This window comes from Gordonia asplenii, from assembly GCF_012933505.1.
Taxonomy (GTDB): domain Bacteria; phylum Actinomycetota; class Actinomycetes; order Mycobacteriales; family Mycobacteriaceae; genus Gordonia; species Gordonia asplenii.
Genome location: NZ_JABBNB010000014.1, coordinates 57,638 through 83,679, shown reverse-complemented (window position 1 = coordinate 83,679; position 26,042 = coordinate 57,638). Strand labels below are relative to the sequence as shown.

General features: G+C 68.3%; 19 protein-coding genes and 2 pseudogenes. 9 read left to right on the top strand and 12 right to left on the bottom strand.

Annotated features, from left to right (window positions below; all coding sequences use genetic code 11):
- Positions 1–114 precede the first annotated feature (114 nt).
- On the bottom strand, positions 115–1,278 hold the full coding sequence (locus HH308_RS14765) for an acyltransferase family protein (protein ID WP_170194980.1): 1,164 nt from the start codon (positions 1,276–1,278) through the stop codon (positions 115–117).
- Between HH308_RS14765 and HH308_RS14760 the strand changes: the two are divergent.
- Positions 1,204–2,295: pseudogene (locus tag HH308_RS14760) on the top strand (porin PorA family protein); the annotation flags it as partial. The gene HH308_RS14765 and the pseudogene HH308_RS14760 overlap by 75 nt on opposite strands.
- Here the strand turns inward: HH308_RS14760 and HH308_RS14755 are convergent.
- Positions 2,269–3,618: a polysaccharide biosynthesis protein gene (locus HH308_RS14755; protein WP_211188515.1), complete on the bottom strand. Its 1,350-nt coding sequence runs from the start codon at positions 3,616–3,618 to the stop codon at positions 2,269–2,271. The pseudogene HH308_RS14760 and the gene HH308_RS14755 sit on opposite strands and share 27 nt — an antisense overlap.
- On the opposite strand from HH308_RS14755, the gene HH308_RS14750 reads away from it, so the two are divergent.
- Positions 3,566–5,251, top strand: coding sequence for an MmpA family trehalose lipid delivery protein (locus HH308_RS14750; RefSeq protein ID WP_170194979.1), 1,686 nt, complete (start codon positions 3,566–3,568; stop codon positions 5,249–5,251). The two genes, HH308_RS14755 and HH308_RS14750, sit on opposite strands and share 53 nt — an antisense overlap.
- On the opposite strand, the gene HH308_RS14745 is transcribed toward HH308_RS14750, so the two are convergent.
- Positions 5,208–6,377: a glycosyltransferase family 4 protein gene (locus HH308_RS14745; RefSeq protein WP_170194978.1), complete on the bottom strand. Its 1,170-nt coding sequence runs from the start codon at positions 6,375–6,377 to the stop codon at positions 5,208–5,210. The two genes, HH308_RS14750 and HH308_RS14745, sit on opposite strands and share 44 nt — an antisense overlap.
- A gap of 51 nt (positions 6,378–6,428) precedes the next feature.
- On the opposite strand from HH308_RS14745, the pseudogene HH308_RS29815 reads away from it, so the two are divergent.
- From HH308_RS29815 to HH308_RS14735, 3 genes and pseudogenes are all read left to right on the top strand, one after another.
- A pseudogene (locus HH308_RS29815) lies at positions 6,429–7,079 on the top strand (cysteine hydrolase family protein); the annotation flags it as partial.
- Positions 7,059–7,589 carry a GNAT family N-acetyltransferase gene (locus HH308_RS29810; RefSeq protein WP_312870608.1) on the top strand — a complete coding sequence of 177 codons (531 nt, stop codon included), beginning with the start codon at positions 7,059–7,061 and terminating at the stop codon, positions 7,587–7,589. The pseudogene HH308_RS29815 and the gene HH308_RS29810, both read left to right, overlap by 21 nt.
- Before the next feature lie 32 nt (positions 7,590–7,621).
- Entirely contained in the window at positions 7,622–8,335 is a 714-nt protein-coding gene (locus HH308_RS14735) for a class I SAM-dependent methyltransferase (protein WP_170195056.1), read from the top strand.
- Between the two features lie 3 nt (positions 8,336–8,338).
- Here the strand turns inward: HH308_RS14735 and HH308_RS14730 are convergent, their stop codons facing one another.
- Positions 8,339–9,070 (bottom strand): hypothetical protein, encoded by a 732-nt coding sequence (locus HH308_RS14730; RefSeq protein ID WP_170194977.1) that lies wholly within the window; start codon positions 9,068–9,070, stop codon positions 8,339–8,341.
- A gap of 180 nt (positions 9,071–9,250) precedes the next feature.
- Here HH308_RS14730 and HH308_RS14725 point away from each other — a divergent pair, with 180 nt between their 5' ends.
- Positions 9,251–9,748 carry a DUF6636 domain-containing protein gene (locus tag HH308_RS14725; RefSeq protein WP_170194976.1) on the top strand — a complete coding sequence of 166 codons (498 nt, stop codon included), beginning with the start codon at positions 9,251–9,253 and terminating at the stop codon, positions 9,746–9,748.
- Positions 9,749–10,062: 314 nt separating this feature from the next.
- Here the strand turns inward: HH308_RS14725 and HH308_RS14720 are convergent, their stop codons facing one another.
- The 6 genes from HH308_RS14720 to HH308_RS14695 form a co-directional block, all read right to left on the bottom strand.
- Complete coding sequence (locus HH308_RS14720; protein WP_170195055.1) at positions 10,063–12,609, bottom strand: ABC transporter permease; 2,547 nt, start codon at positions 12,607–12,609, stop codon at positions 10,063–10,065.
- A 16-nt stretch (positions 12,610–12,625) separates the two neighbouring features.
- Positions 12,626–13,462 carry an ABC transporter ATP-binding protein gene (locus tag HH308_RS14715; RefSeq protein WP_246284615.1) on the bottom strand — a complete coding sequence of 279 codons (837 nt, stop codon included), beginning with the start codon at positions 13,460–13,462 and terminating at the stop codon, positions 12,626–12,628.
- A 149-nt stretch (positions 13,463–13,611) separates the two neighbouring features.
- Positions 13,612–15,438, bottom strand: coding sequence for a phosphoenolpyruvate carboxykinase (GTP) (locus HH308_RS14710; RefSeq protein ID WP_170194975.1), 1,827 nt, complete (start codon positions 15,436–15,438; stop codon positions 13,612–13,614).
- 171 nt (positions 15,439–15,609) lie between these two features.
- The gene (locus HH308_RS14705; protein WP_170194974.1) at positions 15,610–15,939 is read right to left on the bottom strand and encodes a DUF6802 family protein; all 330 of its coding nucleotides are present in this window, start codon (positions 15,937–15,939) and stop codon (positions 15,610–15,612) included.
- A gap of 79 nt (positions 15,940–16,018) precedes the next feature.
- Positions 16,019–17,395 carry a hypothetical protein gene (locus HH308_RS14700; RefSeq protein WP_170194973.1) on the bottom strand — a complete coding sequence of 459 codons (1,377 nt, stop codon included), beginning with the start codon at positions 17,393–17,395 and terminating at the stop codon, positions 16,019–16,021.
- Positions 17,388–18,218 (bottom strand): hypothetical protein, encoded by an 831-nt coding sequence (locus HH308_RS14695; protein WP_170194972.1) that lies wholly within the window; start codon positions 18,216–18,218, stop codon positions 17,388–17,390. The genes HH308_RS14700 and HH308_RS14695 overlap by 8 nt, the downstream gene beginning before the upstream one ends.
- A 163-nt stretch (positions 18,219–18,381) precedes the next feature.
- On the opposite strand from HH308_RS14695, the gene trmB reads away from it, so the two are divergent.
- From trmB to HH308_RS14680, 3 genes are all read left to right on the top strand, one after another.
- Positions 18,382–19,170: a tRNA (guanosine(46)-N7)-methyltransferase TrmB gene (gene trmB, locus HH308_RS14690; protein WP_170195054.1), complete on the top strand. Its 789-nt coding sequence runs from the start codon at positions 18,382–18,384 to the stop codon at positions 19,168–19,170.
- Complete coding sequence (locus HH308_RS14685; RefSeq protein WP_170194971.1) at positions 19,167–19,814, top strand: NYN domain-containing protein; 648 nt, start codon at positions 19,167–19,169, stop codon at positions 19,812–19,814. Before trmB ends, HH308_RS14685 begins: the two co-directional genes overlap by 4 nt.
- Before the next feature lie 154 nt (positions 19,815–19,968).
- Positions 19,969–23,094 (top strand): MMPL family transporter, encoded by a 3,126-nt coding sequence (locus tag HH308_RS14680; RefSeq protein WP_170195053.1) that lies wholly within the window; start codon positions 19,969–19,971, stop codon positions 23,092–23,094.
- A gap of 30 nt (positions 23,095–23,124) precedes the next feature.
- On the opposite strand, the gene HH308_RS14675 is transcribed toward HH308_RS14680, so the two are convergent.
- Together HH308_RS14675 and HH308_RS14670 are read right to left on the bottom strand one after the other, a co-directional pair.
- A complete protein-coding gene (locus tag HH308_RS14675) occupies positions 23,125–23,880 on the bottom strand; it encodes a nucleotidyltransferase domain-containing protein (RefSeq protein ID WP_170194970.1) in 756 nt (251 codons plus the stop codon).
- Between the two features lie 33 nt (positions 23,881–23,913).
- A complete protein-coding gene (locus HH308_RS14670) occupies positions 23,914–25,857 on the bottom strand; it encodes a DUF2339 domain-containing protein (RefSeq protein ID WP_170194969.1) in 1,944 nt (647 codons plus the stop codon).
- Positions 25,858–26,042: the final 185 nt, after the last annotated feature.

Here is a 26,042-nt window from a genome sequence, read left to right as displayed (position 1 = left end):
AGCGAGGAACGAGCTTCGGTGTACCCGCCGCTCCCCGAGTGCCGAAGCACGAGCGTCGGCACACAGCCCCCGCTCCCCGAGTGCCGAAGCACTCTTTCGCGCCGCGTCCCCGCATCAGTTTTCAACGGTGTGCGGCACGCCCGCCGTCGCCGACCGTTCCCGTCCCCGTAGCCATCGCCGCGCGGGTTCCTCGATGAAGGCGTAGCTCGCCGATGCCACTCCGACGCTGAGGATCAGGGTCAACGTCCACACGGTCAGCGTCGAACCTCCGAAGGGCAGTATCCCGAACAGCCCGAACACCACGGCCAGAACCGCGACGTGCCAGATGAAGATCCCGTACGACCATCGACCGAGCGCCTGCATCGGCGGCGAGTCGAGGAACCGGAACGGGGTCGCGGCGTCGGACAACACCAGCGGCGCCAGGATCGCGTAGCCGCAGATCGCGCCGAGCAGGATCTTCCCGACGAACTGCCCACTGCTCACCGCGCCCAGACCGGTCGGTCCGGCCAGCGGCGTGCACGCGAGCCCGTATCCCACGACGAACAGTCCGAACATGAGTCCGCGGCGTCGACTCAACTCGACCACCGCTGCGGTGAACCGCGGCAGCGGCTCACCACGATGGACCCGGCCCGCCAATTCGGCGAGCAGCAGCCCGGCGCCGAACCAGGGCAGATGCCCGATCACCCAGTTCTGGGGTTCCAGTCCCGGCTGCGACGGCAACACCGAGGCCACCGGCCCCCACAGCAGGGTCAGGCCGACGAGCCCCATCAGCACCGGAATCCGTTGCCGCGCAAGCGGACCCGACAGTCGCATCAATGCCGCGCCGAGCACCGGCAGGAGCAGATAGAACATCACCTCGACCGACAGGCTCCACATCTGCGTCAACCCCGCGGTCAACGACAACGGCACGAAGATCTGGGTCAGCGTGAGATTCGCGGCCCACACCACGACGTCGGCGTTGCGCGCGTCCGGCAACAGAGTCAGCACCATCACCGCGGCGACCGCATACGCCGGCCAGATGCGCACGAATCGATGCGCGAAGTACCGTCGAACGCGGGGAGCGCCCGCACCGTGCGCGGCGTCGACATACGGCCGCCACAGCAGGAATCCGGACAACCCGAAGAACAGCGCCACCGCCAGGTCCAGGCGGCCCAGCAGCGGGCCGAGCACCGGCGTCGACACCGCTCCGGTCTGAAATGCGACATGCGTGCTCAGCACGCCCAGCGACGCGACGGCACGCATTCCTTCGAGTTGCGGGTAGAAGCGGGGCACAGTCATCGACTAGACAATCTACCCACTAGGCTCGCCACTATGCCGACGTCCGGGTCCAGCCGATTCTCCACACGCGACCTGCTCGGCCCCAGTCTGATCTTCCTCGCCGCGTTCCTCCTCGCCGTCACCGTCGCCGCGCCGACGCTGCTGGTGAAGCAATTCCGCAAGGTGTCGTTGAACACCGATTCGACGGTGGTGGCGACGTCGGAGAAGGAAACGTCGTTCCTCGACGCGTGCGCGCTGGACGCCCCGACCGCGGTGGTGCGCACCGACGCGTTGATGACCGGTCAGCGTGTCGTCGCCGTGCGTCCGGCCGGAGCACAGCAGGTGACCCTGCAGGCCGGCACCTCGGTGCGCATCGCCGACGACAAGGTGCTCGGGAGCTGCGGCAATCCGACGGTGTCGGCGTTCAAAGACCGCGTCACCCTCGACCGGGTGACCGCGCGACCGGTGAGCACGCCGGTCTCCGAGGCGCAATTCGACAGCAATCGTGCGCCCGTCCCGCTGCCCGGCCGCACGGGCTTCACCTATGTCTTCCCCCGCGATCCGGGAAGTGCACTGTCGTTCTACGACACGCCGACCCGACGCTCGGTCCCGCTGCACTACGACGGCGGCGCGAGCGTCAACGGGCTCGACGCCGATCTGTACTCCGCGGTCATCCCGGACACCGATCTGTCGACCCTCTACGGCATCGACAATCGGCCCGAGCCGGGCACCCTCATCACCCGGCCCGCGGGGTGGTTCGGGCCCATCGACGGGATCGCGCCGTCGACGCCGCTGACCGCCGCCCTGCATCGCAGCGGGCGCTGGTCGCTGTCGGTGGACCCCCGGACGGGAATCATCGTCGACGCCGCGTTCACCATCGACGCGCAATATCGCATCGTCAACCCCGGGGCGAACGCCGCATTGGCCGCCGTGCGCCTCAACAGTCTCGTCGCGACGTTCGCCTACGACGCCGCCACCACCAGGGAACTCACCGACGCCGCGCGGGCGGCGTCACGGCCGCAGATCGTCTGGGGCCGGATCGTGCCGCTGATCAGCGGGCTGCTCGGCGTCGCCGCATTGATCGCCGGCATCGTCGTACCTCGTCGATTCGGTCGTCCGAGTCGACGTTTCCGCGGGCCCGGCCCAGATCCGGAAGGTGACGGCGTAGGCGAGCGCGGCGACGCTCGCGGCGAGCGCGGCGACGGCGATCAGACCGGTGACGGTGTGGGCACAGCGCAGGATGACGAGCGCCTCGACGCCGATGACGGCCCACGCCATCAGTGACCAGCGGGTGCGTCGCGCGGCGATCGTCGCGAGCAGCAGTATCTGCAACAACGACAGTGCCACGCCGGTATAGGTGAACAGCCACAGCGATCCGACGACGGCGTCGTATTTGTGTCCGACGAGGATCGGCACCAATCGGGCACCGAGGATCGACGCCACGATCAGCACGGCGCCCAGAGCCGCCACCACCGTCGCCGCGCCGCGCACCGACCGACCGGTCTGGCCGCTGTCGGCCATCCGCGGATAGAACACGACGCCCACGGCCTGTGGCAACCAGAACGCGACCTTCACCGCGACCGCACCGACGGCATACACCCCGGCGTCGGCGGCCGAGAGCACCGTCCGCGAGAGCAACAGATCGAGCGAGGACGCCACCACCAGGGCCAGTTGCACTTGCGACGCCGCCACCACGGTCCACAACACCGGCGGCTGCGCGCTGCGCTCGACCGCCGCCGATCGACTCAACCACCACACCACCGCGGCCGCCACGGCAGCACCACCCAAACCCGCCCATAGCGCCCCGGCGACGCCGAGACCGCATCCGACGGCGACGATCATCGGCACCGACCGCGCGGCGCCCACCACCGCCAGGACAACACCCAGCATTCGAAATCTACTGTGCCCCTGAAGAATTCCCTGCCCCGTCGCGATCAGGGTGAGCATCGGGGCGATCAGCACCCCGGGCACGACGGTGGACAATCCGATCTGCGCCACCGCGCCGACCACCGGCACCGCGACGACTGCCGCCACCGCGACCACCCCGGTGAGCCGGATACCCAGCCGCCGCAACGACGCGTCGTCCACGCCGCGTACCGCTTCGCGGGCGACGACGGCCTGCGCTGCCAACGCCGGAACCGCGACGACCAGCAGCCAGGCGAGCACCACCGCGAACTCGCCGTACTGCGCTTCGCTGAGCCACCGGCTCGCCGGCAGATGCACCAGGTAGGAGAAGACGTTGGCAGTCATCGACCCCGCGGTCACCCACCCCAGCGCATGTACGGTAGTGCGAGTGGCAGGCGCGGGCATGACAACCAGGGTATTGGTGGGAGTCTCGGCGGCCGCGACGACGGCGGTCATGGCGCCACTGTGGCGCCCCGGTTATCTGCTGTATCGCGATGCGGTGTCGACGCCGCGCACCTTCCTCACCGACACGACGCTCGGCATCGGCGGCAATCCGCCGCGGGCGGTCCCCCAGGACGGGTTGATCGCCGTGTTGTCCACGCTGTTCGACGGCGGCGCCGTGGTGGTCACGATCATGACCCTCGCGTTGTTCCTGGCGGGCCTCGGGTACGGGGCACTCGCCCATCGCATTCTCCCCGACGCCGGATCGGCGGGGGCAGCCGCCGCGGCGCTCGTCGGGATCTGGAATCCCTTTGTCGCCGAACGACTCTTGCAGGGACATTGGAGTCTGCTCACCGGCTACGCCGCTCTCGGGTGGATCTTGTTGTCGGCGTTGCAGATTCGATCGAACGAGGGCTCCGGGCGACCCTGGTCGGTGCTATCGGCAGCCGTGCTCTGCGCGGCGCTCACTCCGTCGGGTTGGCTTGTCGGTACCGTGACTCTCGTTGCGGCGCTGACGATTCCGCTGGCCGTTCGACGCCGCTGGCGCGCGTGCGCCGCGAGTCTCGCGCCCGTGGCCGTCGGGATGGCGCCGTGGCTGGGTGCGGTGCTCGTCGGGCCGTCGGTGACGACGGTTCAAGCGGTGTCGGTGCCGACCTTCGCCGTCCGCGCCGAGCCCGGACTCGGACGGGTGTTGACCGTGCTGAGCATGGGCGGGATCTGGAATACCGACGCCGTGCCGGCGAGCCGCCAGACGCCGTGGGCGGTGGTCGCCGCGGTGTTGTTCATCGCCGTCGTGGCGGTGGGTATCCGCTCGCTGTGGCAGCGGCGGCCGGTCTTCGACGCCGAGGCACGGTCGGTGGTCGACACCGCGTCGGCCGTGGGACTCGGGGCGCTCGGGCTGGTGCTCGTCGCATCGACCGGGCCCGGGCTCACCGTGCTCGGCCGCCTGGCGTCGACGGTCGGCGGAGCCGGTCTGCTGCGCGACGCCGGGAAGTTCGTCATGCTCGCGATGCCGCTCGTCGCGCTGGCGGCGACCGCGTTCGTCGGCACGTTACGGCGTTGGGTCCCAGCCGGTTTCGCCGTCGGTGCGGCCGCGTTGCTCATCGTCGCGCCGCTGCCCGATCTGGCCTGGGGGGTCGGCGGCCGGATCGCACCGATCTCCTATCCCGACGAGTGGCGGGCGGTGGCCGGGCGGATTCCAGCGGACAGCGGTGCGGTCGCACTGTGGCCCGGAGATACCGTGCGCCGCTTCGATTTCGCCCGGGGACCGTCTCTCGACCCCACCGCGCGCATGGTGCGGGCCGCGGTCGCCGAGTCCGGACGATTGAGCGTCGACGGGCGCGTCGTCGACGGCGGATCGGTGTGGGCCGACGATATACACCGGACGCTGGCCGACGGCGGGGACGTCGCGGCATTGGGCGTCGGCTGGGTGGTGGCGTCGGCCCCGGTGCCCGGATTTGGCCGCGTCGCTCCGACCTACCGCGGCCCGACGCTGACGCTGTATCGAATTCCCGCCCCGCACAACGACATCGGGGCGTCGACGACGGACCGTCGGATCGCACTCACGGCGCTGTGGCTGTGGATCGGTGCACTGCTGTGCGCGGTTATCGCAGTCGTCGCGACGTGGCCCGGCCTGCGGCGGCGATGATGCCGTCCGTCGTCGACTCCCATGAATAGTCTTGCGCGCGTTGGTATGCGGCATCGCCCAGCCGGCGGGCCGAAGCGGGATCGTCGACGAGTTTGCGGGTGGCACTGACGAGTTCGTCGACGCTGTCGACGAGGAAGCCGGTCTCGTCGTGCGCGATGGACTCGCGGAGTCCGGCGGCATGGCGGTACCCGATGGTCGGGACGGCATGCTGGGCCGCCTCGATCACGGCGATGCCCCAGCCCTCCTTCTGCGACGGCATCAGGTGCAGGTGGGCGCCGGAGAGCAGTTCGTGTTTGCGTTCGTCGGTGACGTGCCCGTGGAAGGTGACGCGGTCGGCGACGTCGAGTTCGGTTGCGCGCGTGCGGAGCCGATCGTCCCACCACCCGCCGCCGATGATGTCGAGCACGATCTGGGGGTGGCTGCGCCGAAGTTGCGCGATCACCTCCAGGGCGTGGTCGATCTGCTTGTGCGGGACCAACCGCGACAGCGTGACGAGATGCACGGCGTCGTCGGACGGGGGTCGGGGGGTCACGGGCAGCGGGTCGATGCCGGCCCGCACCACGGTGACCCGCTCGGCGTCGACGCCGAGTTCGACCAACTCGGCCGCCGACGGCGCGGAGACGGTCACGTACTGACTGCGCCGGTGTACCAGCGGCGAAAGGCGGGACTCGATGAACCAGCCGATACGGGACAGCAGCGGTCCGGCGACCGGCCACTGTTCACGGTGGCAGTGGTGCACGAGCACCAGCGTCGGCGCGGCGGAAGCCACCGTCGCGAAGAACGGCACTCCGTTCTGCGTGTCGACCACCAACTCCGGCGAGAAGTCGGCGAGCGGGCCGCGGCCGAACCGCCCGGCGACGATCGTCGCGAGCGCCCGCGGATACACGCTCAACCGGCCGCCCGCCCGGACGATCCGCACGCCGTCGCGAATTTCGACGGCGGGCGCCCCCGGGTACGCCGCGGTGAGCAGCGTCACCGTCGCACCGCGCTCGGCGAGCCGCTGCCCCACCCGTTGCAGATACAGCTCGCTGCCACCGCCCTGAGGATGGCCGGTGTCGCGCCAGCACAACAACAACACCTGCGACGGAATCGGCGCGGCGTCGGGTAGGTCGGGGGTGGCAGACATCGGTGACCAGGGTACCTGCGCACCAAGCCACGCCTTAGACTCGCAAGGACTATGGCCGACTACACCGCACCGCACTGGCATCGCGCCGCACTGCTCGTCATCGACATGCAACGCGACTTCATCGGCGACATGTCGGGTTACTCCGTAGCGGACGCTTCCGGTGCCAGTCCGACGGCGGTGCCCGGAACCGCCGCGATCGTCGGCACCCTCGCACGGCTGGTGGACTCGTTCCGCAGCGCGGGTCGCCCCATCGCCCATCTCGTGCGGTTCTACGAGCCGGGCGGATCCGACGTCGACCCGGTACGTCGCGCCGCCGTCGAGGGCGGTGCTCAGATCGCGGCGCCGGACACCGCGGGCGCGCAGATTCCCTCCGACGTCCTCGGCGCCGAGGTGCGCCTCGACACCGCTGTGCTCCTGCGCGGGGCGGCGCAGCAGGTCGGTCCCGGCGAGATCGTGCTGTACAAACCGCGGTGGAGTGCGTTCTACCGCACCGAACTCGACGAGTGGCTGCGTGAAAATGGTTGCGACACAGTCGTCGTGGCGGGGTGCAACCTGCCGAACTGTCCGCGCGCAACGCTTTTCGACGCCACCGAACGCGATCTGCGCGCGGTGGCGGTCGCCGATGCGCTGTCCCAGACCACTGAGGACCGGCTCGCCGACCTCGCGTTGATCGGTGTTCGGGTGCTGTCGGCGGCCGAGGTCACCGATGGTCTGGGCGTCACCTACGACGGGATCGCGCTACATCCGTTCTCCCCGGAGTTCGCCGCGGAGTCGTACGCGCACACGACGTCGACGTTGACGCGGTTCATGGCGTGGGAACGCACGGCGTCGGCGGCGGAATTCGAACCTATTTGGCGTGGCTGGATGCAGGGCCGCAGCGCGGGAACGGATTTCGTGTTCGCCGTCGTCGACGCAGGTACCGGCGACTTCTTGGGGCAGGTCGGTGTCCATCATGCCCACGAGCCCATTTCCGAGTTGGGAATCTGGATTCGCGAAGACCGGCACGGTCGCGGATTCGGCGCCAAAGCCGTCGCCGCGGCTCGCGATTGGGCGACCGAACACCTGCCCGGCGTCGAGGGGTTCCGATATCCGGTGGCCGAGCAGAACACCGCGAGCCGTCGGATCGCGGAGAGCTTGGGCGGCGTCGTCGTCGACTCGTACCCCACCGATAAGTTCCCGGTCGTCGTCTATCGGATTCCGGTCGACGCGTGAAGCACGCCAAGGGGTTTCGGCGATATGCGACAATGCGGCGATCGGCCCGGCTGCTCAACGACTTCCGCTTCGAGCAAACCGATCCGGATCGGTTCTACGGTGCGCTCGCACGGGACACCGCGCAACTGGTCGCCGGAGTGACCGCGACGCCGCTCGACGGCGCGCTGCTGCTCGACGTCGGGGGCGGCCCGGGGTACTTCGCCGACGCGTTCGCAGCCGTTGGCGCACAGTACATCTCGCTGGAACCAGACGCGTCGGAGATGCATGCCGCGGGGATCAGCCACGGCGCGAGCGTACGGGGGTCCGGGCAGCAGCTGCCGTTCGCCACCGATTCGATGGATGTGTGTATTTCGTCGAATGTCGTTGAGCACACCCGATATCCGTGGCAGATGGCCGACGAGATGGTGCGGGTGACCCGGCCCGGCGGCGTTGTGATCGTGAGCTACACACTGTGGTGGGGCCCGTTCGGCGGACACGAAATGGGGCTGACCCACTACTTCGGCGGTGCCCGTGCGGCGCGCTGGTACACGCGCCGCCACGGACATCCACCGAAAAACCTTTACGGCACATCACTTTTCGCCGTCACCGCGACGTCGGGGCTGGGTTGGGCGCGCGGTCAACCCGACGCGGAACTGCTCGCGGCCTTTCCCCGCTACCTGCCGGGATGGCTGTGGTGGGTGATGAGAGTGCCGATTCTGCGGGAGGTTCTCGGCACCAATCTCGTTGTGGTCCTGCGTAAGAGGTGACGTCTACGACGACGGCAGGGTGGCCGAGCATTGCAGGGTCCCGCCGGCGCTCGTCGACGACGACAGAATGTGATCGCCGCGGGAAATGGTGCAGGTGAGCTTGCCGCGGATGACGATGGCGCTCATGTCCGCACGCCCCTGCGAGACCTTGGTCGTCTGCTGCCACGGCGAGCCGACCGCCGCCAGGAACTGGCTGCCGCCGATGGTGCGGTAGCGCAGTCCGACGACGTCGCCGTCGCCGGTGATCTGATAGGTCACCTGGCCGACCGGCACGGCGTCACTGGAGGTGGGCGTCGTCGAGGTCGATTCCGTGGTCGATTCCGTCGATTCGGTTGTCGACTCGGTCGGTTCGGTGGTCGATTCGGTCGTCTCCGACGACGTCGCGGCGGTGGTGCTCGACGAGCCGCCGTTGCCGTCGATGATCCGGTAGCCGACGAATCCGATGACGATCAACGCGAGGACGATCGCCAAGGAGAGCGCGACGGTGCGGCCGGTGTTGCTCTTCGGCGGATCGGCGGGCGGCTGCCCGTGGTCCGGGTGGCCCTGCACCGGCTGGCCCTGCGAATAAGGCTCGTCGTAGTAGTGCGATTGAGTGGGCGGCTGCTGATATTGGGTCGCTGCCGGCGGCTCGTACTGCTGGGCCGGATCGGAGTATGCCTGCGTCTGCTGGTCGTCGAGCGGATCGAGTCGACGAGTCGGTTCGTGCTGGTCAAACCCCTCAGGCGGTTGAGTCATTCCGATATTCTCTCATCTGGGACTTAGAGAACGATGTGATCGAGGCGAGTTGAGAGGGCGATCACGGCGCAGGGCCTGCATCGTTCGTCACTCGGGCGGACGTCGTTCAAATGCAGTACTTTAGCCTGAGTAAGTAACTGATGTCGGCGGCGTCACGACTCAACCAACATGATGAGAAATGTGATTGCGGTCATACTCACGGTGCTGACCACACTGATCCTCTGCGCTGTCGTCACCGCTCCCGCGCAGGCCGCCGCGCCGAGTCCGGTGTTCTTCCACTCGCCGTCGGGTCGCTACTCGTGTGCGATCCTGCCCGAGGGCAACACCTGGCTGCGCAACTATCAGGCCGGCTGCCAGGGCCGGACGAACGTCGTCACCGCGACCGAGAACGAGTGCTTGCGCAAATGGGGCCCGGACGGCATGGCGATGGTTCTCGAACGCGACGGCGCGCACGCCGCGTGGGGCCGATTCCAATGTCAGAACCAAGGTGTCTTCGTCGGCGGCTCCACGGCCAACGGCTCCGGAACCGGGCGGGTCGTCAAACCCGTTCTGCCCTACGGACAGTCGCTGACCGCCGGGTATGTCACCTGCACCATGCGCACGACCGGCGTCACCTGCCGCAGCAATCGGACCGGCCACGGATTCTTCATCTCGCTGCAGTCGCACCGTGCGTTCTAGCCTCAATCCGCTGGTTGAGCCGGGCCGAAGCCTAGCGAAGGCCGTCCACTCCGCCGGTTGAGCCGGGCCGCTCTGCCGGTTGAGCCGGGCCGCTCCGCCGGTTGAGCCGGGCCGAAGCGCTAGCGAAGGCCCGTGTCGAAACCACGCAACCCGACGATGCCAACGCACCAAACTCATAGCGACAGTTGGCAACTCGTCTCACCGTGGTTTCGACACGGGCGCGGCTCGCTACGCTCGTCGAGCCCGGCTCAACCGGCGGGGGTGGTGCCGCGGTTTCGACGCGAGCCTGGCTAACCAGCGAACGAGGGTCGCGCCTACACGTCCGCGATCGCCTCCAGTGGTTTGGTGCGGGCAGCGCGTACCGCGGGCCACAGCGCCGCGATCACGCCGACGACGGCGGCTCCGATGAGTGTGATGACGATCAGGCTCCAGGGCAGGACGGGGTCGCCCGCGCCCCATTCGCGCAGCGTCCGCGCCAGCGCCCAACCGATTCCGCACCCCATGAGCACGCCGAGGATCGCACCGAAAATCGCGATCAGGACCGACTCCAGGTAGATCGTGCGGCGCACCTGGGCGCGGAGCATACCGATCGCGCGCAGCATCCCGATCTCACGCTTTCGTTCGACCACCGACAACGCCAGCGTGTTGATGATGCCCAGCACGGCGATCACCAGCGCGAGGCCGAGCATGGCGTAGAGCACGCCGAGCATCTGATCGATCTGCGACGACACCGTGCTCTTGTACTGTTCGCGGTCCTGAACCTGCACGACGAGGTAGGGCTTGACGACCGCGGTGAGCGCATCGCGCAGCTGGCTCAGATTCGCGCCCTGCGACGCTTTCACGAACACCGCGTAGTCGACCTGCGCGACCGACGGCATCACCCGCTGGTAGGCCTTCTCGCTCAGCACCCACGGTCCGAGGGCCTGCGTGTCGTCGCGGTAGACACCGGCGACCTTCACCGGAACCGTCTGCCCGTCGTAGGTGGTGAACGTGACGGTGCTGCCGGGCTTCCATCCCTCGGTGTTGCTGGTGGTCTCGCTGACCAACATCTGCCCGTCGGGAATGGTCTTCGACGCTCCGCCGAGCATCGAGATGTTCATGACGTCGGCGAGTTGATCCCCGCGCTGTGCCCGCCCGTTGACCGCCTTGTCGCCGACCTTCGCGGCGACGAAGCTGAGGGCCGTGGCCTTGCCTACCCCGTCGACGTCCTTCACCTCCGACAGCACCGTCGGCGACAGCGTCGAACCGCTGACGCCGTTGAGGATGTAGTCGGCGGTGATCGACGAGTCGACGTTGGTGTCGACGGTGCCCTTGAACGTCGATCCCAGAGTTCCGATGATCGCGACCAGCAGCAGTCCCAGCGTCAACGCGAAAGCTGTTGCGGCGGTACGCCTCGGATTGCGCACCGCATTGGTCCGCGCCAGCTGCCCGACCTTGCCGAACGGCGCGGCGAGCACTCGCCCCATCCCGCCGACGACGGGCTGTGACAACGCGGGTGCCCCGAGCACCACCGCCGCGATGAGGACCGCGGTGCCCGCACCGACCAGTATGACCGGACCAACGCCCTGCCCGACGGCGCCGCCCGCGATCGCCGCGATGCCGATCACCGCCAATAGGGCTCCGGCGATCGTCCGGTTCCGCAGCGGTGCCGATCCCTCGGCCTGCGTCGCACGCATGGCCTCGACCGGCGGCACGCGGGCGGCACGCACCGCGGGCACCCACGCGCTCACCAGCGTCACGATCACGCCGACGAACACTGCCGCCAGTACCGCCCAGACGGTCACCTGCAGTGACCCGCTCGGCAGTCCCGACGTCGCGCCGGCGATGGCCACCAGGAGCGCGGCGATGGCGATACCACCCGCGAGGCCCACCGCACCGCCGATCAGGCCCACGATGAGCGCCTCGAACAGGACCGAACGCGACACCTGCCTACGACTCGCGCCGACCGCGCGCAGCAACGCCAACTCCCGATTTCGTTGCGCGACGATCATCGAGAACGTGTTGTAGATGATGAAGGTGCCGACGATCAGTCCGATCCCGGCGAAGGCCAGCAGGATGTAGTTGAAGATGTTCAGGAACTTGTTGACCTGATCCTTTTGGGACTGCCGCACCTCGTCGCCGGTCTGCACCTTGAGCTGGTTCTGATCGACCGCGGCGCGCACGCGTTGCTGCAGCTCGGTCGGCGTGACCCCCTGGACGGCCGACATGTCGATCGCGCCGACGTGATCTCCGTCGGAGAACAGTCCGCTGGCGGTCTCGGCGTCGAATTGCACTGTGACGAAGCCACTCTCGGCGTCAGACGTCGGCTTGAGGATGCCGACGACGGTGACGTCCCACGGCTTGAGGTCACTGGAGTTGGCGACGACGCGCGTCTTCGACCCGACGTGCAGCCCCGCATTGTCGGCGGCCGACTTGTTCAGGACGATCTGATCGGCGCTCTGCGGCGCCTGCCCGCCCGGGAGCAACTGACTGTCGGCGGGGTTGAGGGCCTGATCGGGCGGGATGTAGGCCGATCCCATGCTCGGCGCTCCGCCGGTCTGGATGGCGTTGCCCGACGAATCGGCCAGAGTGACCAATCCGCTGTACTCGGTGACCAGTCGGTCGATCCCGAGTTGCTGCTTGCGCTTGGTCAAGTCGTCGACGATGGCGTTGGGCACCCCGGACGACTGCGCGTCCTTGGCCGAGACCTGCACGGCGACGCCGAGCGCCACCCGATCGAATATCCCGCTGAACGCATGGCTGATCGTCGAGGTGAACACGATCGACCCGGCCACGAACGACGTACCGAGTACCACCGAGAACACGGTGAGAAACAGCCGCACCTTATGCGCGCCCAAGTTCCGCATGGAAACCCGGCGCATCACCGATTTCGACATGTCAGCGGATCTCTTTCGACATGCTCGGCACGATGTTGGGCCCGACCGGCGGCATCGTCGGCGCGACGGCCACCGGTTGCGGTTGCGGGTCGTCGAGGTGGCGCATGACTTCGAAGACGTCGTCGGCCGTCGGCTTGAACAGCTCACGCACGATCGCGCCGTCGGCGAGGAAGATCACCCGGTCGGCATACGACGCCGCGCGCGGGTCGTGGGTCACGATCACCACGGTCTGTTTGAACTCGTCGGTCGCCGCACGCAGAATCGACAGGACTTCACCGGACGAACGGGAATCGAGGTTGCCGGTGGGCTCGTCGCCGAAGATGATGTCGGGCCTGCCGACGAGGGCGCGCGCACACGCGACACGCTGCTGCTGACCGCCGGACAGCTCGCTGGGGAGGTGGGTGAGGCGATCGGTCAGCCCGAGCCGGCCGATCACGGTGTCGAACCACTGCTTGTCGACGTCGCGTCCGGCGATGTCGAGGGGAAGGGTGATGTTCTCGGCGGCGGTGAGCGTCGGCACGAGGTTGAACGCCTGAAACACGAAGCCGATGCGGTCGCGACGCAGTTTGGTCATGTCCTTGTCCGACAGTCCCACCAGTTCGACGTCGCCGATGCGCACTCGACCCGATGTCGCGACGTCGAGGCCGGCGAGGCAGTGCATCAGCGTCGACTTACCCGATCCCGACGGTCCCATGATGGCGGTGAATTCCCCGGCCGCGAACTCCACGCTGACTCCGGCGAGCGCGGCGACGGTGGTGTCACCGGAGCCGTAAACCTTTCGTAGATCGTCGGCAGAAGCGGCAACTGTCTGGGCACTCGCAGAGTGTCGTGGGGTCATGGTGTCCAGAAAACCAAAAGACTGGCCGAATTGCCATCGGGTAACACCCCCAAATCACATTCCCAGACGACGAAAGATCCCCCGGAACTCGAAACCCCTTGTAGCACTAGGGGTTCCGACGATCCGGGGGACCTTCGAGTCGATCGGACTCAGCCCAGGCGCTGCGTCAGTCCGTCGAGTTCGTCGCGCAGGCTCGACGGCAGCTTGTCGCCGACGAAGGAGAACCACTCCTCGATCGACGGCAGTTCCGCGCGCCATTCGTCGTGATCGACCGCGAGAGCTTCGGCGACGTCGTCGACCGAGGTGTCCAAGCCGCCCAGATCCAGGGACTCCGGCGTGGGCACGATGCCGATCGCGGTGTCGACGCCGTCGGCGGTTCCCTCGATCCGCTCGATGATCCACTTCAGGACCCGGCTGTTCTCACCGAATCCGGGCCACAGGAAGCGCTTGTCGGCGCCGCGGCGGAACCAGTTGACGTAGAAGACCTTCGGCAGCTTCGACGAGTCGGCGTTCTTGCCCAGGTTGATCCAGTGCTCGAAGTAGTCGCCGACGTGGTAGCCGAGGAACGGCAGCATCGCCATCGGGTCGCGGCGCACGGTGCCGACCTTGCCTTCGGCTGCCGCGGTCTGCTCGGAGCCGACGGTGGCGCCCATGAACACTCCGTGCTGCCAGTCGCGGGCCTCGGTGACCAGCGGCACGGTGGTCTTGCGGCGACCGCCGAACAGGATCGCCGAGATCGGCACACCGGCCGGGTCGTCCCATTCCGGGGCCACCGACGGGCACTGCGACAGCGGGGTGCAGTAGCGCGAATTCGGGTGTGCGGCAAGGGTTTCGGTCTCCCGAAGGAACCAGTCGTTACCCTTCCAGTCGATCAGGTGATCGGGCTCGCCCTCCAGGCCTTCCCACCAGACGTCGCCGTCGTCGGTCAGCGCCACGTTGGTGTAGATGGTGTTGCCGGCCTCGATGGTCTTCATCGCGTTGGGGTTGGAGCTGTGGTTGGTACCCGGTGCGACACCGAAGAACCCGAACTCCGGGTTGACGGCGTAGAGCCGGCCGTCTTTGCCGAAGCGCATCCAGGCGATGTCGTCGCCGATGGTCTCGGCACGCCAGCCCGGGACGGTCGGTTGAATCATCGCGAGGTTGGTCTTGCCGCAGGCGCTCGGGAAAGCCGCCGCGACGTAGTAGGCCTTGTCTTCCGGGCTGATCAGCTTGAGGATCAGCATGTGCTCGGCCAGCCAGCCCTCGTCGTGGGCCATGGCCGATGCGATACGCAGCGAATAGCACTTCTTACCGAGCAGCGCGTTGCCGCCGTAACCCGAACCGTAGGACCAGATCTCGCGATCCTCCGGGAAGTGGGTGATGTACTTGTCTTCGTTGCAGGGCCACGGCACGTCCTGCTGGCCGGGCTCCAGCGGCGCACCCACCGAATGCAGCGCCTTGACGAAGAAGCCGTCGTTGCCGAGCGCCTCTAGGACGGCCGGTCCCACGCGGGTCATGATGCGCATCGAGAGCACGACGTACTCCGAATCGGTGATCTCGACGCCGAGTTTGGGGTCGTCGCTGCCGAGCGGACCCATGCAGAACGGGATCACGAACATCGTGCGACCACGCATGCTGCCGGCGAACAGCGGGGTGAGCGTCGCCTTCATCTCCTCCGGGTCGACCCAGTTGTTGGTCGGACCGGCGGCCTCTTCGGTCTTCGAGCAGATGTAGGTGCGCGATTCGACGCGCGCGACATCCGCCGGATCGGACGTCGCCAGGAACGAGTTCGGCTTCTTGTCGTTGTTGAGCTTGACGATCGTGCCCGCCTCGACCAGCTGGGAGGTGAGCCGATCCCACTCGGCGTCGCTGCCGTCGGACCAGACCACGCGGTCGGGTTGTGTCAGTTCGGCGACCTCCGCGACCCAGGCCAACAATCCTGGGTGGGACGTCGGCGCATTACTCGGATCGAGACCGGGAATGGTCGCTGAGGTCATGTGATATCTCCTCGAAGGGGTTCTCTGCCGGTGCTCACGTCGGCCGCTGGTAGTGCAAGGATACGTGGACCGAGCGCACGTTAGGTAGTCGGGTGCAAAGGGTGATAAGGCCCACACCGGTGCGCACCGGTGACCGGAGGATCCGGCAAGCGGTACGACCGGGCGCGCGCCCTACCCCAACCGACCGCTGTCGGTGGGGCGCCACGGTTGCCCGGCACCCTCGCGCGACGCCGACTCGTAGGTGCCGTCGGCGGCCAGCGAGGTGACCTTGTCCACCTCGCCGTCGTGGTCGCTATCGGTGAAGATCACCAACCCGGACACCCCGACCCGGGTCAACGTGTCCGGAACGCCGTCGGCGTCGGTGTCGACCAGCGCCGGCCCGAGGTCCCAGACCCGTCCCGCGTCGTGGAGCAGCAAGTGCTGCCCCAGCGCGTCGGGCGGATCCGCGGTCTCCGGTTCGACGGGCCCGGCGCCCAGATCCATGCTCGCGAAATCAACCATCACTCATCACAGTTACTTGGACGCAGCCGCGAGCCGTTCGGTTCCATCGCCGCCGATATTTCTTTCCCGACCGTCCGCGTCAATGCTCGGCCAGGTATCGCGCGATGTCCGCGCACACGGCGTCGGCGCGCCCGGCGTCGCGTTCGCGCCGGCTGAGCAGGCGCAACTGCGCGTCGACGTCGGCGACGGCCCGCACGATACGCCGATCCGACCGTTCGTAGTGCCGCGCGACGGTGACCGCGATCTGCGCCTCGACGTCGGTCACGGTGATCGCCATGCTCTGTTCGATGCGGGCGCGGGCCTGCGCGGTCGCCTCGGTGACCCAGGCCCGCACGGTTGTGCGCGTCGCCGCGCGGCGTCGGGTCCGGACCACCCACAAGGCCATCGCCAATCCGACGATCACCGTCGCCGCGGTACTCCCCCAGCCGGCGAACCCGGCGTCGGCCAGCGGCAACGCGACGAGCCGGCCCACGCCGAGTCCACTGGAGGCCCCCAACACCATGACCAGGGCGTCGTCGGCGCCCCGGTTCGGTTTCGGCAGCGACCGGATGGGCAGCTGTATCGGTGGCAGTGCAAGCGGCCCGACTCCCGGCGCCTCGATGCCCAGTAGCGCCACCGCCCGGATTCGCGCGAGTCGTGCGTGCAGTTCCGCCGACTCCGACTGTGCGCATTCCCGCAGCGCCCCGTGCAACCAGGTCGAGACTCGCTGGGCGTCGGAGTGCGTCGCGACGGCGTCGATGCCGGCCGACGCACGGGCCGAGGCCTCCCGTAGCCGCGCGGCGAGCCGGGTCGCGCCGGCGGCGCGGCATCCGCTCAGTCCGGCGCGTACTCCGGCGAGGCGGTCCGCGCGCCCGCGGTCCCGTTCGGCCACCAACGCCGCACGGCGTCGGCGCAGTTCCATAGCCTGTTCGGGCGCTGCCGCGTCGTCGGCGAGCGCGGCCGCCGTCATCGCCAACTGTGCACGTACCGCCGCACTGCCACCGCCCGACGACTCGGCCCGCAACCATTCGACGAGCGCGTCGACTCCCGAGTGCGGGTCGTCGGGGACGTCGGTCGCGACGGCGAACAGCGGACACAGGCGCAACGGGTCAGCCACCGCCCGGTCTGCCGCCAATGTCGCCGGCCACTCCCAGAAGACATCGATCTTGGTGCATACCAAGGCAACTCGCCCGACCACGCGGAGATACCGCTCGACCATGGGCCGAATCCCGGCTCCGTTGGCACATCCGGCGTCGACGACGATCACGACGATCGACGCATCCGTCACCGGCCCACCCGCGACCATGTCCAGTGCGGCGTCACCGCTGCGGCAGGCGCTGATCAGCTGCGCGGCGAGCGTGCCGTCCGCGCCGTCGTCGACGACGATTCGCCCGGTCGCGCGGACTCGCCCCACCGGTCTGCCCAGTACCTCGGCGGCCCGGGTCAGCAGCGCCTCGCCGGCATCGAGTTCAGGCATGCGCCGCTCCCATCAACGTCTGCTCGGCGGCGTCGCGGAGTTGACCGGGGGCGGCCGCTGCGAGTGCGTTCAGTTCGCCGCGAGCACGCTCGCGCCGAAAGTCGCGAACCGCCGGGCCCGCCGACCGCAGCTGCGCGGCCAGATCCCGCAATCCGCAGCGGCGGCGCAGCAGAGTGGTGAAGTCGGCGGGGTTGCCCGCGACGCGGCCGGCGCGTACGGCGTCGAGGCACTCGACGATCCCCTGCCGCCCGACCCGGCGCAGCAGTCCGGCTCGGGCCGGGTCGGCCGCCGCGAACTGGGCGGTGAGCGCGGGCAGGGGGTCGTCGTACCAGGCCAACTCACGCAGGAGCGCGGCGTCGTCGGAGGTGACGGTGGTGGTGGCCCACAGGCCCGACGTCGGGGTCACCCGCACCCCGAGGTCGTCGGCGCACCGCCGCGCAACGTCAGCGGACCGCGACGGTCCGCAACAGTCGGCCTTGTTCAACAACACGATCCGACGGTCGGCGGGGAGCCGCGCGATGGACTCCCGATCACCCGCACGCACCCGGTCGACCAGCAGATACAGCACCACGTCGACGTCGGGGACGGTGCAGTGGGGCTCGTCGATCACCGCCGACGCCGACGTCGCGGATTGGATGGCCGTCACCAAGGTCCGGCGTCCCGACCCCGCGGCGCCGCGGACGGCGACGTCGAGCGGGCGGACGAGTCGGCGGTGGATCGGGGCCACCGCGGGCCAGCGTCGGGCGAGGTCCTCGACCGACGTCGGGTCGAAGGCTTCGTCGCCGCGGGCATCGACCGCGTCGGGGTCATCGGTGTTTCGCATGTCGCCGCCTGTCTGCGAGAGATTGCCGAAGTGTTCGTCAATCAAGACGCAGCGCGGGCGAGTCTGGTTCCACTCGGCGCCGAATCGGCCGGAACTTTCTTGCGACGCCCCGGCTCCGGGCCGCCGCTTACACGATGTTCACCCGGCCGAATGCGATCATGTCCTGGTGAGTAACCCCGAATCTTCGCCGTCCGACGCCGATCCGGTGGACAACGCCCGCCGCTACCCGCGGGTGACCAGTTTTCGTTTCCGGCGCGGTGCCCTGACCGCCGGTCAGCAGCGCAATTGGGCCAACCTGTGGCCGACGATGGGCCGTGACCTGCGCGTCGACGGGCAGAGCGAACCGCCGCTCGACGCCGCGACCTGGTTCGGCAGGCAGGCCCCGACGATCCTGGAGATCGGCAGCGGCACCGGCATCTCGACCGCGGCGATGGCCGCCGACGAACCCGAACTCGACGTCGTGGCCGTCGAGGTCTACCAGCCGGGTCTGGCCCAGTTGCTCGGACTCGTCGACCGCGGGGGGCTGACCAATGTCCGGCTGATCCGCGGCGACGCCATGGTCGTGCTCAACGAATTGATCGAGCCGTCGAGCCTGACCGGTATCCGGGTGTTCTTCCCGGATCCCTGGCCCAAAGCCCGCCATCACAAGCGCCGCCTGCTGCAGCAGGGCACCATCGAGTTGATGGCCGATCGTCTCAAGCCGGGGGGTGTGTTGCATATCGCCACCGATCACGCCGATTACGCCGAATGGATCACCGAAGTCCTCGACAATCAAGACACGACGAAGACGCATGTGGTTGCACTCGGGGACGTATCACGTGCACCGATTTCTCTCGAACGTCCGACGACCAAGTTCGAGGGACGCGCACAGCGTGAGGGCCGCGACGTCACCGAATACGTCTTCACCAGGGCAGAAGCGACATCCGCGGCTGCGAACGGAGCTGAATCATGACCGTCGGAGAAATCATCTCGGGCCACAGCAGGGCTCGCCGGGTCCTGCTCGTGTGGGACGCCCCCAACATGGACATGGGGCTGGGCGCCATCCTCGGCGGCCGCCCGACCGCCGCCCACCGGCCCCGGTTCGACGCGCTGGGACGCTGGTTGCTCGACCGGACGGCGCAATTGTCGGGCGGGTCCGACGATCCCGTCGAACCCGAGGCCACCGTCTTCACCAACATCGTGCCCGGTAGCGCCGAGGTGGTGCGGCCGTGGGTCGACGCCCTGCGCAACGTCGGGTACGCGGTCTTCGCGAAGCCGAAACTCGCCGACGACACCGACGTCGACGACGACATGCTCGAACACATCGAGTTGCGCCGCCAGTCCGTCGGGCTGGCCGGGCTGATCGTCGCATCGGCCGACGGGCAGGCCTTCCGGGAGCCGCTGCTGTCCATCGCGGCCGACGGCGTCGCGGTCACCGTCATCGGATTCCACGAACACGCCAGTTGGGCGCTGGCCTGTGAGGGAATCGAATTCGTTGACCTGGAGGACATTCCGGCCGTCTTCCGCGAACCGCTACCCCGAATCGGACTCGATTCACTGCCCGACGACGGCGCGTGGTTGGCCCCATTCCGACCCCTGGCGGCGTTGTTGCGGTGATCACTACCTGCGCATTCACTAAGGTGACACTCAGGCCCACCTGCAAGACTTAGCCGTCTGCGCGCTCTGCGGACGTGTTCGCCGAGCATCCCAGCCAGGGATGTGATCGCGGAAACGGACGTGGGTCAGCGGTTTACGAAAGGAAATGTCGCTCGTGTTCGGAGCCATCGGCACATTCGTGTACCGGATGAGATTCGCTGTCATCGCGGTACTCATCGCCCTCATGGCGGGTCTGGGTCTCTACGGCCTCGACCTCAACAAGTATCTGAGCCAGAGCGGCTGGTTCGACCCGACGTCGGAGTCGGACAAGGGCGCCAGGCTCGCCGACGCCGCGCTCGGACGCGACCACAAATCCGACGTGATCCTGCTGATCACCCCGCCGGAGGGCACCACCGTCGACAACCCCGAGTTCGGGGTGAAGATCGAGAACTTCATCGATGCGCTGGTCAAGAAGTATCCCGGCTCGGTGGACCGCAACACTCCCGGCATCATCGATCCGTTCGACCTGGGGGACAAATCGGCGGCCACCCAGGCGGCCCTCGATCAAAAGCGTGCCCGGATGTTCACCGCGGACCGCAAACACGCGTTCATCAGCATCGGCATCAAGGGCAACGACGACACGTCGGTGCTCGCGAACTTCAAGGCCGTGGAACCCGCGTTCTCCGGCATCGCCGAGAACTACGGCATGCAGGGCACCACCTTCGAACTCGCCGGCCTGCAACCCGTCGCCGGTGCGATGGCCAACGGCATGGACGAGGACATTCACCGGGCCGAAGTCATCGCGTTGCCGATCGTCGCGCTCATGCTGTTCTTCGTATTCGGCGGCGTGGTCGCGGCGTGTCTGCCCGTCCTCATCGGCGGTCTGACCATCGCCGGGTCGCTGGGCATCATGAAGATCCTCGCCCAGACCACCGAACTCAACATCTTCGCGCAGTCCGTGGTGACGCTGATCGGTCTGGGCATCGCCATCGACTACGGCCTGTTCATCGTCAGCCGCTTCCGTGAAGAACTCGCCGAAGGCTATTCGACGAAAGCCGCGGTCCGAAGAACCGTGATGACATCCGGACAGACCGTCGCCTTCTCGGCGACGATCATCGTGGCCGCCCTGGCCTGTCTGCTGATGTTCCCGCAGGGCTTCCTCAAGTCGGTCGCCTACGGCGCCATCGCGTCGGTCAGCCTGGCGGCGCTGCTGTCGATCACCGTGCTGCCCGCGATTCTGAGCATCCTCGGCCCGCGCATCGACATGCTCAGCCTGCCCTTCCTGCGCCGTACGCGCACGAAGAAGGAGATCGAGGACGGGTTCTGGGGCCGACTGTCCGGTTGGGTCATGCGCCACCCGGTCAAGACGGCGGTCCCGACGATTCTGCTGCTCCTGGCCCTGATCATCCCGTTCGGCAATATCGCCTTCGGCGGCATCTCCGAGGCCTACCTGCCGCCGGACAACCCGAACCGGCAGGCGCAGGAACACTTCGACAAGCTGTTCCCCAGCGAACGCACCGAGGGCATCAAACTGGTCATCGCCTTCGATCCGAACAACGGTGAGCAGAGCGCCGCCCTCGATCAGATCGCGGCCGACGCCAACAAGATTCCCGGCTTCACCAAGAAGTTCAGCACCGCGGCCGACAGTTCGGAGTCCGGTGAGTACGGCAACTACGGCGTCCTGCAGATGTCGGCCGGCCTCGTCGACCGCACCACCGCGGGCGAGGCGATCAAGAAGCTCCGCCAGATCGATACGCACGGCACCAAGATGTTCGTGTCGGGCACCCCGACGTTGACGCAGGATTCCATCGACGCGCTATTATCGCGGCTGCCGGTGATGATCGTCCTGTTGGTGCTGGTCACCAGCCTGCTGATGTTCCTGGCCTTCGGTTCGGTGATTCTGCCGATCAAGGCCGCACTGATGTCGGCGCTCGGCCTCGGTGCGACACTGGGCATCTTGACCTGGATCTTCGTCGACGGCCACGGTGCGTCGATCGCGAACTTCACCCCCGGCCCGCTGTTCGCGGCCATGCTGGTGCTGATCATCGCAATCGTCTACGGCTTGTCCACCGACTACGAGATCTTCCTGCTGTCACGGATGGTCGAAGCCCGCCAGAAGGGCGCGAGCACCACCGAGGCGATCCGTACCGGAACCGCGCACACCGGACGCCTGATCACCGCGGCCGCCGCGATTCTCGTCGTCGTGACCGGCGCCTTCGGCCTGTCCGACATCGTGATGATGAAGTACATCGCCTACGGCATGATCGCCGCGTTGATCCTGGACGCCACGATCATCCGCATGCTGCTGGTGCCGTCGGTGATGAAACTCCTCGGCGACGACTGCTGGTGGGCTCCACGCTGGATGCAGCGGTTGCAGCAGAAGGTCGGCCTCGGTGAGACCGTCCTCGACGACGAACCCGACGAACTCCGCGACTCGTCGCGGGCACACCGCCCGATGTCGGCGGGCACGCTGATCGCCGAAGCCCCCACCCGTGCGTTCTCCGCGCAGGGGACCCGGTCGACAACTCCGGTCACCGATCGACCGCGCGCCGCTGCCGCTCCGCGCCGCCGTCCGGTCCCGCAGCCCGGCGGGCCGCTGCCCGGTACCGGACCGCAAACCGGTGTCGTCGACGCCCCGGCTCCCGACGCCCGCCCCAGCGGCACGGTTCCCGTCGCGCCTGCACGTCCGCCCGGTCCCGCTCCGCAGACACCTCCACCGGCCACTCCACGCCCGCCGATCGCCTCACGTCGCGACAAGCGCAACAGCAACGGCCCCGACACCGGGCGCTGGCGGCTCGGTAAGGGCGGTATCTCGCTGGGCGGCTCGAAGGCTGTCCCGCAAGCACCAGCCCCGACACCGCCGCCCGCTCCGGCACCCACGCCCCCGCCGCAGCAGCGGCCCGCGCCCGCACCGGCCGCTCCCGCCAATCAGGCCACTCCCGCGCCGAGTCGACCGTCGACGCCGCCGGTGACCACCGCGCAGCCCACCGGGCAGCGGGCGGTACCGAATCGGCACACCTCGCCGCCGGGCCCAGCGCCGATGCCCGGTGGCTCCTCGCCGCTGGGTCGCCGTCCCACTCTGGAGGAGACCGGCCGACGCCCGCTGGCCGCCGCGGTCAACCCGGAGGGCACCCGCCCGTCGAGCACTGTCCCGCAGGGTTCGCCGATGAATCGTGGGATGTCCACCGACCTGCGCGGTCAGACCGACGACGATTCCAGCGGCAAGCGCGCCGCACGCGACGACGATGAGCAGATCAGCGTGCAGGATCTGTTGCGGCGCAGCCGAAATCAGCAGAACTGAGCTGACCGGCCGACGTCTGGCCGGAACTGCTCAACGACGTGCGAAGAGGCTGCGGGCCGCCGCGGCCGCGGCGAGCAGGACTGCGGGATCGTCCGACATTCCCCGCACGATGTCGTCGATGCCGCGCAGCCCCGCACGATCGATGAGACGCTTCTCGTTCACGGCCCACTCGCCTCGCTCGGCGAGCACCGCGTGCGCGGTTTGCATGGCAGCCGTGACCAATGTTGCGGCGGCCTCGCCGACTTGCCCGCGCGGAGCGTAGTAGTTCTCCAGGTAACCGAGCGTCAGGTCAGCGTTGCCTCGCCACAGCTGCGACGCGCGCTCGCGCAGGGGCGCGGCGAAGTCGGGTTTCGGCAGCGGCTCACCACGCAGCACCCGATTCACCGAGAGCTCGGCGAGCACCAGGTAACTGGGGATGCCGGCGAGGTGGAACATCAACGGCTCCCAGTGAAAGCGGCCGGCAGCTGCCTCGCCGAGTTCGTGATCGACGACGACGAGGTCCCGGTAGACGATGTCGACCTTGCGTCCGTCGATACGCAGCCAGGCGCCACCGTTGAAGATTCCTCCGCCCCAGGCGCCGACGTCGAAGATCTCCCCCGGCCAACCGACGGCCCGCAGATCGTCCGGGTCGAATTCACCGCGGTAGTAGAGGCCGAAATCCCAATCGCTGTCGTCGCGCGCGGTGCCCGACGCGCGGGAACCGCCCAGAGCGACGGCGCACACGCCGGGAAGTTCGTACAGGACATCGGCGACCTCGTCGACGAATTCGGCGTCGGACTCGTTCATAGGAAGGCCTCCTCACCCCGGCGGCACCCGAGTCTACTGGCGTGGTGGCGCCGTGTCGTCGGCATTGTCGAGCAGCCGGGCGTACCCGGCGCCGAGGGCGAGCAACACCAGCCCGACGACGATGAAGGCGATCACCCGGAACAGCCCGTCGAGTGTCGCGAGATCGAAGAGGAACAGTTTGCCGACCGCGGCCGCGGTCAGCGCCAGCCCGGCGCCGACGAGCAAGGCGCGGGTGGTACCGCGAATCCGCGTCGCATAACCCAGCAGTGCCGCGGCAACCACCACCCACCCGATCGTCGCAGCCATGTGCCCGCCGAGAAAGCCACCGTCACGGCCTCCGGCAAGGATCCCGATGTGCACGGCGATCTGCGTGCACTGATAGACGGCGGCCACCGCGGCGATCGCCCAGACCAGCCGCCCGGTGTCCGCCGACGACGTCGCCCGCTGGACCGACGCTGCCAACGTCACCGTCGCGGCCAGCGCGAGCAGACTCGCGATGATCACCGAAAGCGACTGTCCCACAGCAATATCCGGGGCGACGATCAGGTCCCACGGCGGGCACAGCGCGAGCAGGCCGAGAGATCCCAGCGCGCCGACAGCCGCGGCGACGACGCGCATCATCGTGGCGAACGCGGCGGCTTCGGCGTCGGACGGCGTGATCAGCGACGCGCCCGCCAGACCGAATGCCACGGCCAGCAGCGCGGGCACGACGACGGTCTGCTCGAACGCCATCGGCAGCGCGACGACGCACGCCAGCGCAGCGGTGGCGAACCAGACGATCCGGACGGCGAGCGTCACGCCGGGCAACCGCGCCCCGAAGGCACCCAGTCCCACCATGATCAGCGCGTACCCGGCGATCACGGCGGCACAGATGCGTGGATCGACGATAGCGGCGGACAGCGCGAGAGGCACCGCCCCGACTCCGCTGATCACGCCGAGTGCCAGACGAAAACGTGTGGGCCGCAATACGATCAGCGCCGATCCCACGGCCAGCAGAGCATTCAGCGCCGCGCAGCTGAGCAGCAATGCCAGCTGGTCGCCGGTCAATCGGCCTTGCGCGGCAAGCGGTCCCAGCGCGAGCGGGATGGTCGACACCGCGGTGCGCGCCGCATAGAACCCCAGCCAGTCTCTGCCAATGGGGACCCACAGGGCAGCCGCCGAGAGCACCAGCATGAAGGCGATCAACGAGAAGTCGACGCCGCCGGTGATGATCGGCGCGAGAACCAGCAACGGCACCATCACCGCGACACCGAGCCATTCGCTGCTCCACCACCGCGAAATACCAAGTCCCGCACCGGCGATCACCCCGGCAATGATCAGCGCCACCGCGGCGGGCAACCAGTGGTAGATGACGCTCGCGGCCATCACGTCGATGTATCCCGCGGCGATTCCGGTGGCGGCCAAGGAGATTCCGCCGACCCGGCCGCCTCGCCTGCGGCTCACCAGAACACCCGCACCGAGCAACGCCGCGGCGAACACCGCGCCGCCGGCGACCCTCAGCTCCGGGCGCAGCAGCCCGGCCTGCGCGGCCAGTACCAGCAACAGCACCACGCCGATCAACGTGACGCCGACGCCGAGCGCGGCGAGTATCCGGCCGATGATCTGCGACGACGAGCGCGGCGGACGGGGCGGACGGGGAGGCCGCGCGGGACGCGGCGTCGGGACCGGCGGCATCGGCTGCTGTGGCGGTGGCGGGCCAATCCACTGTGGCCCCTGCTGCGGATAGAACGGTGGCGCGTATGTCGGCGGAGCGAAGCCGGGCATCATCGACGCCGGTTGCGGCGGGACCATCGGCGGGGCAGCCTGTTGGCCGACCGGACCTGACATCCGCGCGTCGTCCTGCTCGGACAGCAAATGCCGGACCTGCGCGAGTTCGGTCGTCATCGCGGAGGCCCGGCGGGAGATGTCGGCGCAGTCGGCGCTGAGCCGATCGAGTATCGCCAGCGTCGACGGCGGACGGGGATCTGGGGCAGTCATTGATTCACGGTCGCACGCCGACGTCCGATTCGGATGCGTAGCTCTACTCAAGCTTGCGGGTTGAACTCCCCACCCGACACGCGAGCGGAGCGAGCCAGACAGTTCGGGCCACGCGAGCGCAACGAGCCAGACCGTTCGGGTGGCGCGTCGCGCTCTGGAACGAGGAGGAGTCGCGTCGCGATGCC